This is a genomic window from Clostridium sp. BNL1100, assembly GCF_000244875.1.
Classification (GTDB): Bacteria; Bacillota; Clostridia; order Acetivibrionales; family DSM-1351; genus Ruminiclostridium.
The window spans coordinates 693,393-707,775 of the sequence record NC_016791.1; the positions used below are offsets into that span (position 1 = coordinate 693,393).

The following is a 14,383-nucleotide window of genomic DNA, read 5'->3' on the forward strand; positions in this document are numbered from 1 at the left end:
AGTTTATAAATAAATATGTATTTCACCAAATGACTAAACATTCAATTTTAGGGAAACATAATTATTGAATGTTTAGTTTTTTGTTTTAAAAATTTTAAGATAAACGGTGATATACATATATGAATAATATATCAATTATCCTAATAATAACTTTAATTGCCATTATTGCAGGTTTGATTGGACTTGTTCTAAGAAAAAGACCCTCCTATGATGTTCAGATAGAAGATGTAGTCCTCAACCCTGATGATTTAATGAGACATGCCGAGCAGTTGGCGAAGACACAGGTTACAGAAAAGAGAAGCTCAGGAATAAATAAGATTAGGGAAAGAATTGAAAGAAATTTTCAAAATGTACTTGAAACATATCATAAATTCAATATAGATATTTCTGCGTCTTTCCCTGTTCCTCCTGCTGCGGAGTGGCTTTTGGATAATTTTTATATCATTGAAGAACAAAAAAGCATGCTCCTTAAGGAATTAAGCGAAGCAAAGCAGGCATTACCTGTAATATCTGAGGGTGCTTATGCAGGGTATCCAAGGATATTTGCAATAGCAGCGGATTTAGTTTCCCATTGTGACGGCAATGTCAATGAAAGGATTATACGGGATTTCATAACCGCCTATCAGAAGTACACTTTCCTTTCAATACAGGAGCTTTGGATGCTGTCAACCATGCTAAAGGTAGCTCTTTTGGAAAAACTCTGGGCTGTGTGCGACAGGATGCAGGAGAACCGTCAGGATTGGTATAGAGCAGAAAATATAATTAACGGTATCAGGCATAATAATGAAAACTGCGATGATTTCAAAAGACATATAGACCAGCTTGACGAAATAACCCCTGCTTTTGCGGAGCATCTTATCAAAAAGCTGAGAAAAGATGGGTCAAAAACTCTGTGGATGATTGAATGTCTGGACAGTATCCTTATTCAGAAAAGTACTTCAACAGATAATCTTATCTCGGAAGATCATTTTAATCAAGCGACACTACAGGTATCCATAGGTAATGTTATTAACAGTTTTAGAGCATTATCAAACTTTGATAATACTGTTCTGTTCGAAGAATTAAGCGAAGTTGAGAGAATCCTCAAGCTTGACCCTTGCGGAATATATTCGCAAATGGACTTTAATTCCAGAAATCATTACAGGGACATTGTAATGAAAATGGGAAGCAAATACGATACAACTGAAATAAACATAGCCAGGTTATGCATAGATTTGGCAAAGGAAAAGTACCAACAGAATCCTTCCATATCGGCTGAAAACCATGTAGGATACTATCTTGCCAGAAATGGAAGCAGTATTCTTACTGACCGGCTTGGCAACAATAAGCCTCCGTTCTTTAAAAACCGTGAGAGATGGTATATTTCAGCCATAGTGATTTTCTCTGTTTTAATTGCACTTATACCTACATTGAACAGTATAGTAAGGGAAAAGGGCGCACTGTCAGTTTTTGCTATATTGGTCGGAATACTTTCAATAATTCCTGCAAGCGAGATAGTTGTGTCGGTACTCAACAGCTTCATAAGCAGGGTTGCAAAGCCTGCAAGACTTCCAAAACTGGAACTCAAGGATGGAATCACGGAGGATTGGGCAACTATGGTGATTATTCCAACCCTTATACCAAATGTAAAGAGAACGCTGGAGCTTATAGATAATCTTGAAATTTATTATCTTGCTAATAAAGGCAGCAATATATACTTTACCCTTGTGGGAGATTTCAAGGATGCAGATGAAGAAACCCTTTATGATGATAATGGAATAGTAGAAGCTGCAATGAAAAGGGTAATGGATTTAAACAGTAAATACGGCCAGAGCGACAGCAAACCTATTTTCTATTTTTTCTGCAGGAAAAGAACCTACAATGAAAAGCAGAGTAAATGGCTGGGGTGGGAAAGAAAAAGAGGGGCAATTGTTGAGTTCAACAGACTTCTTGGGGGAGACAGAAATACCGACTATGTATTTAAAAGTGCTGATGTTGATTTTCTGCCTAATATCAAGTATGTCATAACTTTGGATGCGGACACACAGTTACCTTTGGATACTGCAAAGCAGATGGTAGGAGCTATGGCTCATCCCTTGAACAAGGCTTATTTTGATGTAGAAAAGGGTATTGTAACCAAAGGCTACGGTATTATGCAACCTCGTGTTGACGTAAACATTGAAAGTGCAGGAATATCCCTTTTTACCAGAGTGTTTGCAGGGCAGGGAGGTATTGACCCATATACTACAACCGTTTCTGATATATATCAGGATGCTTTCGGCGAAGGAATATTCACGGGTAAGGGTATATATGATGTTGATGTTTTCAGAATGGCTCTTGATAAAACAATACCTGAGAACAGTGTATTAAGTCATGACTTGTTGGAAGGCAGCTTTTTAAGAACTGCTCTTGTTACTGATATAGAATTGATTGATGGCTACCCCGGAAAGTACAATTCATTTATGATGAGACTTCACCGCTGGACAAGAGGGGACTGGCAGCTGCTTCCCTGGATACTGGGGAAAAATCCTTTATCTTTGCTGTCACGCTGGAAAATGATTGATAACCTGCGAAGAAGTTTGGTTCAGCCAGTTCTGGCATTTTTAGCATTACTGGCCGTATGGCTTTTCAGATACAGCAGCAGGGGATGGCTCGTACTTGCACTTATATCCTTGTGTTCTCCCGTTTTAAATTATTTTGTACAGCTTGTGCTTGCAGGCAACTATAAGATATATATTGCAAAGCGGAGAACTACTATTATTACAGGGTTTAAGGCAATCCTCCTGCAATTGGGGCTGCTTCTGGCCTTTTTGCCGTATCAGGCAGAATTAATGGTAAATGCTGTTTCAAAATCAATATACAGAGTATATATATCAAAAAAGAACCTGCTGGAATGGGTTACAGCAGCTGACATGGAAAGGTCCCTTAAAAATGGAGTTGGAAGCTATTACAGAAGAATGTGGTTTTCACCTGTATTTGGTTTGGTTATTTTAATGCTTTCAATTTTATACAGGAAAGAGTTTTTACCTGTGGCTGCGGCAGCATTTATTTTATGGGTACTTTCCCCATGGATAGCCTATATTATAAGCCTTCCCACGGCAAAAAACAAAACCGTACTTGATTCAGAAGGAATTGAAGAAGTCAGATTGCTGGCACGAAGAACCTGGTGCTATTTTGATGAATTTGCAGGGCCGGAAGAAAATTATCTGCCTGCGGATAATTACCAGGAAGAACCATATAAGGGAGCGGCACACAGAACATCTCCTACCAACATAGGTTTGCTTCTGGTATCAAATCTTGCTGCCAGAGATATGGGATATATTAATACACTGGACTTTTTAACAAGAATAGAAAATACGATTAATACCGTTGAAAAAATGGATAAATGGAACGGGCATTTATATAACTGGTATAATACTGCCACTATGGAGGTACTTCGTCCCAAATTTATTTCAACTGTAGACAGCGGGAACTTTATAGGCTACTTGATGGTGCTTTACGAAGGCCTTTCCGGGCTGATGGGGAGTCCAATATATGACATCTCAACAATTGAGGGGTTATTTGATCTGCTTGAAATATGCAATTCGGAAATAGATGGAAGTACTGCATATTTTGATACTGAGCTTTTGAAAAAGCTTATAGACAGGGATAATATTGAAGAAAGCTTTAAAAATCTCTTGCCTGCCGTATTAAAATTAGTTGACGAACTGGATAAAGGCAAAAGAACAGGGTACTGGCTCAAAAAGCTGGATAGCTATATTAACACATTTAACTCTGAATACGCTAAATACAAGGGAAATCTCTTTACTCCGATACAAAATATACCACAGGAGATGCAGAGAATTCAACAGCTGCAAACCAAGGTTCAGCAGCTTATTGATGCAATGGAATTCAAATATTTATTTGACCCGGTCAGAAATCTTTTTACCATAGGCTTTGATGTTGAGGAAGGTCATGCAAGCAAATCATATTATGACCTTTTTGCTTCGGAAGCCAGACAGACCAGCCTTGTTGCCATAGCCAGAGGCGAGGCAGGGAGACAGCACTGGTTCAAGCTGGGAAGGAAGCTGGTAAGGGTAAACGGTATGAAGGGACTTGCATCATGGACAGGAACAATGTTTGAATACCTTATGCCAAGACTGCTGATTAAGAGTTACTCAAACACATTAATAGACAAAACCTATGAATTTGTTGTAAAGACACAGATAAAATATGGATTGGCAAACAAAGCACCTTGGGGGATTTCAGAATCCTGCTACTATGCGTTTGACATAGGTTTAAATTACCAGTACAGAGCCTTTGGTGTACCTCAATTGGGATTGAAAAGAGGCCTTGCAAACGATTTTGTTGCAGCACCCTATGCAACGGTAATGGCCCTGGACATAGCACCACGGGAATGTGTTGAAAATATACACAGGTTCAAGGAGATTGGTGCTGTTGGAAATTTTGGACTTTACGAAGCGGTTGATTTTACAAACTCCAGAATGAGCAAGGATCAGTCATATGCTGTTGTAAAATGCTACATGGTTCACCATCAGGGAATGAGTATGCTGGCTCTTGTGAATTTCTTTAAGAATAACATAATGCAAGAACGTTTCCACAGTAACCCTTTAATTAAAGCGGTAGATTCCCTGCTTCAGGAGAAGTTCCCGGCAGCTGCTGTAATAAGCAAGGAATTCAGAGAACAGCCTGTAGGAGGGGTACGAAAGAATGTTAACCATGAGGATACGGTTATCAGGGAATATCAAAAGCTTTCAGCGTATCCAAACATGCATTTGTTGTCCAACGGAAGTTACTACCTGATGATTACGGACAAAGGCTCGGGCTATGGTAAATTGCATTCAATGTCTGTGTATAGATGGATTAACGATTATATGCAGAGCAGCGGAGCATTTATATATGTTAGAAATGTAAACTCAAACGAGTTCTGGTCCAGTACCTATAATCCTACAAATATAAAGCCTGAGGCATATAAGGCTATATTCGCACCTCATAAGGCTGAGTTTGTCAGAAGAGAAGGGAATATTGAAACAAATACCGAGGTGATAATCAGTTCTGAGGACAACACCGAGGTAAGACGAGTAAGCATACACAATCACAGCAACTCAAAGAGGGTAATAGAGCTTACCAGCTATATGGAAGTTGTTCTGACACAGCCTGAAGCCGATTCAGCTCACCCTGCATTCAGCAAGCTGTTTGTAAAGACTGAATATGTGGATGAATACAATGGTCTTCTGGCAATGAGAAGGAAAAGGGATGATATAAAACAGACTACATGGGGATACCACATTGCATCTACTAACGGGAAAGTATACGGACATGTTGAATATGAAACAGATAGGTCCCTTTTCATAGGCCGAAACAGAAATCTTGCAAGTCCTCGTGCCATGGAGCCGGACAGACCCCTTTCAAACTCTGTAGGTTCTGTACTAGACCCTGTTTTCAGTCTGAGAATAAGGGTTACAGTTGAACCGGGAGAAAGTACTGTAGTGAATTTTTGTATGGGTGCGTGCGACAGCAGGAAGACAGCAGTTGAAATGCTGGCAAAGTACAGTGATCCGGCGGCGGCGGACAGAGTCATTGAAATGGCGTGGACAAGAAGTGTTGTAGAGGCAGGCTTTATAGATGTTGATGCGGATGACGAGAAAGCTTACCTAAGACTTCTGCCTCGAATGTTATTTGGTATTGACAGAAGAGATCAGGCTGAATATATCCTGCGCAATTCACTGAGCCAGTCTGATTTATGGCCTTTTGGCATATCAGGAGACCTGCCTATCGTACTTGTTACGGTAAAAAGCAGAGACAGCTTTGAAGAGGTTGACTGGGCCTTGAAATTACATGATTTCTACAGAATCAAGGGGGTTGTATTTGATCTGGTAATTCTTCTTACAGACGAAGAATCCTATATACAACCAATATTTGAAATGATACGAGATATGGCTGTTTCAGGGAGGTCTTATGACCTTCTCGATAAAAGAGGCGGTATATTTATAAGAAATTCAAGGCAAATGAATGAAGAACAGAAAAATCTGCTTTTTGCTTGTGCAAGAATAATAGTGGACGCCGATAAGGGAATCCCGTCTCTGTTAGAATTAATAGAAGGTATTGAAAAATCTCTGAATGTTGAGATTCACGGGACTTCAGAGCCTTTCACAGAGATTGTTACACCGACTCTGATAAGTGAAAATCCCGGAAAAGACGCCGTAACAGCCGGAGAACTATTGTTTTTCAACGGCTTTGGAGGCTTTACCAAAGACGGTAAAGAATACGTTGTCGAATTAGGTGCAGGAATGAGTACTCCTGCGCCATGGGTAAATGTAATTGCCAATGAAAGATTCGGATTTATATGTACCGAATCAGGGGGAGGGTATACATGGCATCTTAACAGCAGTCAGAATAAACTGACCTCATGGATAAATGATCCTATTACTGATACTCCTTCGGAGATAATATATATTTGTAACACTCAAAGCGGTAAGGTGTGGAGTTGTACTCCTTTACCTGTCAGAGAAACAGAACCGTATACCATAAGACACGGCTTCGGGTATACCTGTTTCAGACATAAAAGCAATGGAATAGATCAAACCCTTACACAGTTTGCAGCCGCAGAAGCAGCTGTAAAATTCAGTATATTGAAATTGGAAAATACCACAACAAGCGAGATGCTTCTGGAAACAGCATATTTTTTCAGACCGGTACTGGGTACAGAATTTTCACAGACATCCCCATATATTGTCACGGGATTTGATGAGGCTTCAAACGCTATTCTTATTGACAATGTGTACAACGCTGATTTCAGAGGATTAAGAGCTTTTCTCGCTTGCTCGGAGAGTGGTGTATCCTATACGGGCAGCCGCATGAATTTTTTTGGTACTGATATTGATATATCAAATCCGGCAGGTATGAGGGAAGAACTTGATTCCAATACAGGAGCAGGTATTGATTCATGTGCAGTCCTAAAGGCAAGTATACGGCTTAAACCCGGTGAGACAAGAGAAATAGTATTTCTTATTGGACAGGACAACCTTGAAAAGGTTTCAGAAGTAATTAAAGGGTTCAGAAGTACCGAGCAGGTAAAAAATGAACTGGAAAAGGTAAAAGACAGTTGGAATAGAAGACTGGGAAAGATACAGGTTAATACACCGGACATATCAATTAATATGATGTTGAACGGGTGGCTGCAATATCAGGTACTTTCCTGCAGGATATGGGCAAGATCGGGCTTTTATCAAGCGGGAGGTGCATTCGGTTTCCGTGATCAACTGCAGGATGTAATGTCTGTTGTATATAGCTTGCCGGAGCTTACAAAAAATCAAATACTCCTACATTGCAGACACCAGTTCCCAGAGGGAGATGTTCAGCATTGGTGGCATAACCAAAAAATGAACGGTATAAGAACAAGGTACTCCGATGACCTGTTATGGTTGCCTTATGTAACATGTGACTATATAAATGCAACCGGAGATTTTGAAATCCTCAATATAGAGGAACGGTACATTACGTCTCCTACTCTTAGTGAAAATGAACATGAAAGATATGAGATACCCAGTGATTCAGGTCTAAAAGGGACGGTTTACGATCACTGTATCAGGGCCATAGATCAAGGCCTGAAATTCGGAATTCATGGAATACCGCTGATGGGCGGTGGAGACTGGAACGACGGAATGAACCTTGTAGGTGTCAATGGAAAAGGTGAGAGTATTTGGCTGGGATGGTTTATGTACTGCGTTCTGCTTAGGATGATTCCTATTTGTAATAAAATGGGAGATAGCCAAAGAGCAGAGGATTATAAAACAAAGGCTGACGCTATTATCGAGTCAATCGAAAGAGAAGCATGGGACGGAAGTTGGTACAGACGTGCATATTTTGATGATGGAACACCTCTGGGTTCCATAGAAAATGATGAATGTAAGATAGACTCTCTATCCCAGTCATGGGCCGCAATAACCGGGGCAGCAAAAAACACCAGGGTAGAGGAAGCAATGGATGCGGTGGAAAAATATCTGGTTGACAGGAGAAACGGACTGATTAAACTGCTGACTCCACCCTTCTATGACAGTGAACTAAATCCGGGGTATATAAAGGGATATTTACCGGGAGTGCGAGAAAACGGAGGCCAGTACACTCATGCAGCCACTTGGGTTATTTACGCCTTTTCCAGACTGGGAAATGGAGAGAGGGCATGGGAGTTGTTTAATATGATAAATCCCGTAAACCACGCCAGAACAAAGAATGAGAGTATGACCTACAAAGTGGAGCCTTACGTCATGGCTGCCGATGTATATGCGGTTTACCCCAATGAAGGAAGAGGGGGATGGACGTGGTACACCGGAGCAGCCGGTTGGATGTACAGAATAGGTATAGATCATCTTTTGGGAATTAAAAAGCAGGGGAATTCCATTTTGCTGGATCCCTGTATTCCGCAGAGTATGAACGAATACTCCGTCAGATATGTTTACGGTAGTTCTGTTTACAACATAACAGTAAAAAATCCCGGACACAAAAACAGAACCGTTCAAAGAATAACCATAGACGGTAAATCTACGGAAACCAACAGAATAGAGCTTGTTGACGACGGCAGGACACATGAAGTTGAAGCGGTAATGTAGGAAAATGAGGATTGGAAAAGTACCAATCCTCATTTTTATATGGTTTTTAGTATATCGGTTTGTTAAACAGTTTACATACATCCTACGGATATGCTATATTAAAGTAGTGTGTGAAATCAATAACAAACTGACTTTGTATAATAAACTCGGATTTTACTCGGACATGCGGTACAATCTGGGTAAACTAATCTAAAAAGGAGTATATATATGGCAAAAATCTCAATGAAAACTCCACTGGTTGAAATGGATGGAGACGAAATGACCAGAGTAATCTGGAAAATGATTAAGGACATTCTCTTGGTTCCTTATATTGACCTTAAAACAGAATACTATGACCTTGGGCTTGAGTACAGAGAAAAGACAGGCGACAAGGTAACTACAGATTCTGCTATTGCTACTAAAAAATACGGTGTTGCAGTAAAATGTGCAACCATAACTCCAAATGCAGAAAGAGTTAAGGAATACGATCTTACACAAATGTGGAAAAGCCCTAACGGTACAATAAGAGCAATTCTTGACGGAACAGTTTTCCGTGCACCTATATTGGTTGACAGCATTAAACCATTTGTTAAAACATGGACAAAGCCGATTACAATAGCAAGACATGCTTACGGCGATGTTTACAAGAATGTAGAATACCGTGTTCCCGAAGCTGGAAAGGCAGAATTGGTATTTACCAACGAAAAAGGTGAAGAAACCCGGGAGACAATCCACGATTTCAAAGGTGCAGGCGTAATACAGGGAATGCACAATATCGATAAGTCCATAGAAAGCTTTGCAAGATCCTGCTTCAACTATGCACTTGACGTGAAACAGGATGTATGGTTTGCAACAAAGGATACTATATCAAAGAAATATGACCATACATTTAAAGATATTTTCCAAGAGATATATGAGAAGGAATATGATGCAAAATTCAAGGAAGCCGGTATTGAATATTTCTATACCTTGATTGATGATGCAGTTGCACGTGTTGTAAGGTCTGAAGGCGGATTTATTTGGGCTTGCAAGAACTACGACGGTGATGTAATGTCAGATATGGTAGCTACTGCATTCGGAAGCCTTGCAATGATGACATCGGTTCTTGTATCACCAGAGGGCTTCTACGAATACGAGGCAGCTCACGGAACAGTTCAACGTCACTATTACCAGCACCTTAAAGGACAGGAAACCTCCACTAACTCCATGGCTACATTGTTTGCATGGACAGGAGCACTTCGCAAGAGAGGGGAACTGGACGGAATAAATGAACTGGTTGAATTTGCAGACAAGCTTGAAAAAGCTTCAATAAAGACAATTGAAAACGGTGTAATGACAAAGGATCTGGCTGCTCTTTCAGAATTGAAGAACATAAAGACTGTAAATACTGAACAATTCCTTGTTGAAGTAAAAAATACTCTTGATTCAATGATGTAATTAAAGAGAACCTAAAAGCATAATAACCATAGGATTCGGTTATTATGCTTTTTTTGTCTGCAACGCAATTTACTATATATTTTCCTAAAAGTGTGATAAAATGACACTAGCTGTTTTGCGACTTGCAATTTTATAGATTTATAAATTTTTAAATAATAATTTTTCAGGAGGTAAACATGAACAGTTTAATTAAGCCAGAAGGCTATAAACCAAGCCTTGACATACGTATGACAGAAGTTGCTATTAAAAAGACTAAGGATTATTTTGAAAGTGAACTTGCAAAAGAATTGAATTTAACCAGAGTTTCCGCACCATTATTCGTAAGACCTGAAACAGGCTTGAATGATAACCTGAATGGTGTTGAAAGACCCGTAGCTTTTGATGTAAAGGGTATCGGTGGAGACACTGTAGAAGTTGTTCATTCACTTGCAAAATGGAAGAGAATGGCACTAAAAAGATACGGTTTTGCACCGGGAGAAGGCCTCTATACAGATATGAATGCAATCAGAAGAGATGAGGATATGGACAATCTTCATTCAGTATATGTTGACCAGTGGGACTGGGAGAGGATAATACTTAAAAGTGAAAGAACCGAAGAAACCCTAAAAACTATAGTAAGAAAGATTTTCTCAGTATTTAAGAGAACTGAGGACTATTTGTCAGGATTATATCCAAACCTGCAAAGATACCTTCCCGAAGATATATTCTTTGTAACCACTCAGGAGCTAGAGGATATGTATCCAAAAATGACACCTAAGGAAAGGGAAACTGCACTTGCAAAAGAAAAGAAAGCTATATTTATTATGAAAATAGGTGACACCCTGAATTCCGGAATCAAGCATGATGGCAGAGCTCCTGACTATGATGACTGGGCACTGAACGGAGATATAGTGTTCTACTATCCTGTTTTGGACATAGCATATGAGGTTTCATCAATGGGAATAAGAGTAGATGAAGATTCACTTGTGGCACAGCTAAAGAAAGCTGGCTGTGAAGACAGAAAGAACCTTAAATTCCACAAGGAACTTTTAAACAAGGAACTTCCTTACACAATCGGCGGAGGTATCGGCCAATCAAGAATATGCATGTTCTTCCTTGGAAAGGCACATATCGGAGAGGTTCAGGCTTCAATATGGAGCGATGATATGATAGAAGAATGTTCACAAAATAACATAGAATTACTGTAACAGCCTATATAAAATGTACAATGGGGTACTTAATTTTATACAGGTACTATTAATTTAATAAGTTTTGGCATATTATAGACTAGAGTATGTTATGTAAAACAAATGTACAAAGGAGTACGGGTAAATGAGTTATATAGAGATAAAAAAACTATTCAGGTCGCCAGATGAATATATTGGAAAAACAATAACAGTTCCGGGATGGGTAAAAACAGTCCGTGATTCCAAAACCTTTGGTTTCATTGAATTGAATGACGGAACTTTCTTTAGAAACCTTCAAGTTGTATTTGAAGAAGGTAAGCTTGAAAACTTTAAAGAGGTTGCAAAACTTTCTGTTGGGTCATCCATAGAGGTTGAGGGTGAACTGGTGGAGACTCCAAACGCAAAACAGCCCTTTGAACTAAAGGCAAAGAGGATATCCATTGAGAACCTATGCCCTGCGGACTACCAACTCCAGAAGAAAAGACATACCTTTGAGTTTTTAAGGACAATCGCACATCTGAGACCTAGAACAAACACATTTTCTGCTGTTTTCAGAGTAAGATCGCTGGCTGCCTTCGCCATACACAAATTCTTTCAGGAGAGAGGCTTTGTTTATGTTCATACGCCTCTTATCACGGGTAGCGACTGTGAGGGTGCAGGACAGATGTTCAGAGTTACAACACTGGATATGAATAATCCTCCAAGGACTGAAAACGGTGAGATAGATTATTCACAGGACTTCTTTGAAAAGGAAACAAGTCTTACGGTAAGTGGTCAGCTAACAGGTGAAGCCTATGCGATGGCCTTTAAGAACATATACACCTTCGGACCTACTTTCAGGGCTGAAAACTCCAACACTGCCAGACATGCAGCGGAATTCTGGATGATTGAACCGGAAATTGCTTTTTCAGATTTAAAGGATGACATGATGCTTGCAGAAGATATGCTCAAGTTTGTTATCAATTATGTTGTTGAAAATGCACCTGAAGAGATGCAGTTCTTTAATAGCTTTGTAGATAAAGGTCTTTTAGAAAGATTGGATAACGTTGTTAATTCTGATTTCGCACACATTACTTATACAGAAGCTATTGAGATTCTGAAAAAGAACAAGGACAAGTTTGAATATCCTGTTGAATGGGGTGCTGACCTCCAAACAGAGCATGAAAGATACATTACAGAGCAGGTCTATAAGAAGCCTGTATTTGTTACCGATTACCCTAAAGAGATAAAAGCATTTTATATGAGGGTAAACGATGACAACAAGACTGTTGCAGCTATGGACCTTCTGGTACCCGGCGTAGGTGAGATAATAGGTGGAAGCCAGAGGGAAGAACGTCTGGATGTCCTTGAAAAGAAGATGGATGACATGGGACTTAACAAGGAAGATTACCAGTGGTATCTTGACCTTCGGAAATACGGAGGCACAAAACATGCAGGCTTCGGTCTTGGTTTCGAGAGAGCTATTATGTATCTCACAGGAATAACAAATATCAGAGATGTAATACCTTTCGCAAGAACCACAGGCAGTTGCGAATTCTAGTAAAAATGAGGGAGCTTCACAAAAAAATGTGAAAAGCTCCCTTTTTATATTTTACACTCTCAGATAGGTAGTACCGTCCATAGGGATGTATACTTGCAGTCCGGGTGGAATCCCTTGATTTCCAACAACGTAGAAAGTCAGGTTTCTTCTCGGAAGAAGATTTACAGGGACTAATAAGAGATTGGTTGATGAGTTGGACGGTCTGACAAAAAAGTTATACCTGCCCGGAGGGAAGCTCCTGTAATCTGAAACTTCTGTATATCCTATATCTGTAAATACTTCCGGGCCTCCTCTTAAAACAAGATCAAGGTTGCCGGAATCAGGTGAGAGGTTGGCAAACCTGATGTTGACTCTGCCGGGAGCAAGAGTTTCATATTCATCTTCGATAGGCAGTATCCCTATTCTTGGAAGGATACCGATTACAGCCAGGGTGAATACCTGTCTTTCTGATACAGGGAGATTTATGCTCAGTATAGGAGTATTCTTCTGTCCTGCAGGAAACACCTCTATATTGTATGTTCCTGTAGCCAATGGCATATATTCAGTAAACTGTCCATAAGAAAGTCCTCTGGCAATAAGTCTGTCATTTGCATAAACATCAACAGCAGGAGTTCCCGGAGAAGCGTGAAACAGCCTGATATATGAAATACCGGGCATTTGTCTCAGACTGTCTGCCTGATTAATGTCAAAAAAGTCATAATCCATAAAATTCACCACCATGTTTTATAATAAATTTGAGTAGTCATACATCAATATATGCGGTGGAAATGGGAAAAGTTAACATAAGTATCAAATTATAAAGAATCCTACAAAAATTTTATTTTGTAGGAGAATCAAATAATTAGTGTATGATTAATTTGTTTATGGTATAATAGCATGAGATTTTATAAGAAAAGGAGTAGTTGTTATGTCGATATACGAACAGTGGAGAGAAATTGCGGATGCTGAAAGAACTCCACAAGAAAATGAGTCTTTCTGGAAAGATTATTTTTTAAAGGAAAAAGATAACTACGCATATATATTAGGCAATAATTTGAAGACCTTGAAAGGTGAATTAAAAGAACTTGCAAGTACATTTAATATGGATAACGTTACATTTACAGGTTTTTTGGACGGAATAAATACAAGTCTTGTACAAGAGATTGATCTTGAGTCTCTGGAAGAAACAACAGTTCTGGATGCAGAAATAGACTACGAAAAGCTATATTTTAATATGCTGGATGCCAAAGCAGAATGGTTATACAATCTTCCTGAATGGGAAGACATACTCTCTGTTGAAAGAAGAAAAGAAATTACCACTGAATACAGAAAAGCAGGAATTGCTATAAGCAATAAAGTTGGCAGAAATGACCCCTGTCCTTGTGGAAGTGGGAAAAAATACAAGAAATGTTGCGGAAAGTAAGATTATTTGATATTAGAGAATAATTATACACATAAATAAAAGGTTTGAGTTAAACACGGATAATTCCCCGATTGACTCAAGCCTTTATTTTTTCTTATAAGCAGCAAGGGACAAGGGCTTTGAAAAATTGCATATGGATATTGATGAATTTTTAACGAATTAAACTTGCACTGACAAATGAATTATTATACAATTAGGATAGATTAGGAACTTTTTGTGAAAGAACAGTCCTCTGATAATTCATACTAGAACAAAATAAATTAGGATTCTT

Annotated in this window: 6 protein-coding genes; 5 read left to right on the plus strand and 1 reads right to left on the minus strand. The window is 39.2% G+C overall.

Features of this window, described 5'->3' with window-relative positions; translation table 11 throughout:
• Positions 1-119: 119 nt before the first annotated feature.
• From CLO1100_RS03050 to asnS, 4 genes are all read left to right on the plus strand, one after another.
• Positions 120-8,588, plus strand: coding sequence for a glucoamylase family protein (locus CLO1100_RS03050; protein ID WP_014312288.1), 8,469 nt, complete (start codon positions 120-122; stop codon positions 8,586-8,588).
• A gap of 207 nt (positions 8,589-8,795) precedes the next feature.
• Positions 8,796-10,004 (plus strand): NADP-dependent isocitrate dehydrogenase, encoded by a 1,209-nt coding sequence (locus CLO1100_RS03055; protein ID WP_014312289.1) that lies wholly within the window; start codon positions 8,796-8,798, stop codon positions 10,002-10,004.
• A gap of 176 nt (positions 10,005-10,180) precedes the next feature.
• Positions 10,181-11,191: an aspartate--ammonia ligase gene (gene asnA, locus CLO1100_RS03060; protein WP_014312290.1), complete on the plus strand. Its 1,011-nt coding sequence runs from the start codon at positions 10,181-10,183 to the stop codon at positions 11,189-11,191.
• A 124-nt stretch (positions 11,192-11,315) separates the two neighbouring features.
• Positions 11,316-12,710, plus strand: a complete 1,395-nt coding sequence (asnS, locus tag CLO1100_RS03065) for an asparagine--tRNA ligase (RefSeq protein WP_014312291.1) — start codon at positions 11,316-11,318, stop codon at positions 12,708-12,710.
• Between the two features lie 51 nt (positions 12,711-12,761).
• Here asnS and CLO1100_RS03070 read toward each other — a convergent pair whose 3' ends face one another.
• A complete protein-coding gene (locus CLO1100_RS03070; RefSeq protein ID WP_014312292.1) occupies positions 12,762-13,415 on the minus strand; it encodes a DUF4397 domain-containing protein in 654 nt (217 codons plus the stop codon).
• Between the two features lie 202 nt (positions 13,416-13,617).
• On the opposite strand from CLO1100_RS03070, the gene CLO1100_RS03075 reads away from it, so the two are divergent.
• The gene (locus tag CLO1100_RS03075) at positions 13,618-14,112 is read left to right on the plus strand and encodes an SEC-C metal-binding domain-containing protein (RefSeq protein ID WP_014312293.1); all 495 of its coding nucleotides are present in this window, start codon (positions 13,618-13,620) and stop codon (positions 14,110-14,112) included.
• Positions 14,113-14,383: the final 271 nt, after the last annotated feature.

Excerpts from the sequence above, each read along its gene's own strand:
- CLO1100_RS03050 (WP_014312288.1), top strand. The coding sequence starts at position 120 with ATGAATAATATATCAATTATCCTAATAATAACTTTAATTGCCATTATT.
- CLO1100_RS03070 (WP_014312292.1), bottom strand. The coding sequence starts at position 13,415 with ATGGATTATGACTTTTTTGACATTAATCAGGCAGACAGTCTGAGACAA.
- asnS (WP_014312291.1), top strand. The coding sequence starts at position 11,316 with ATGAGTTATATAGAGATAAAAAAACTATTCAGGTCGCCAGATGAATAT.
- asnA (WP_014312290.1), top strand. The coding sequence starts at position 10,181 with ATGAACAGTTTAATTAAGCCAGAAGGCTATAAACCAAGCCTTGACATA.
- CLO1100_RS03055 (WP_014312289.1), top strand. The coding sequence starts at position 8,796 with ATGGCAAAAATCTCAATGAAAACTCCACTGGTTGAAATGGATGGAGAC.
- CLO1100_RS03075 (WP_014312293.1), top strand. The coding sequence starts at position 13,618 with ATGTCGATATACGAACAGTGGAGAGAAATTGCGGATGCTGAAAGAACT.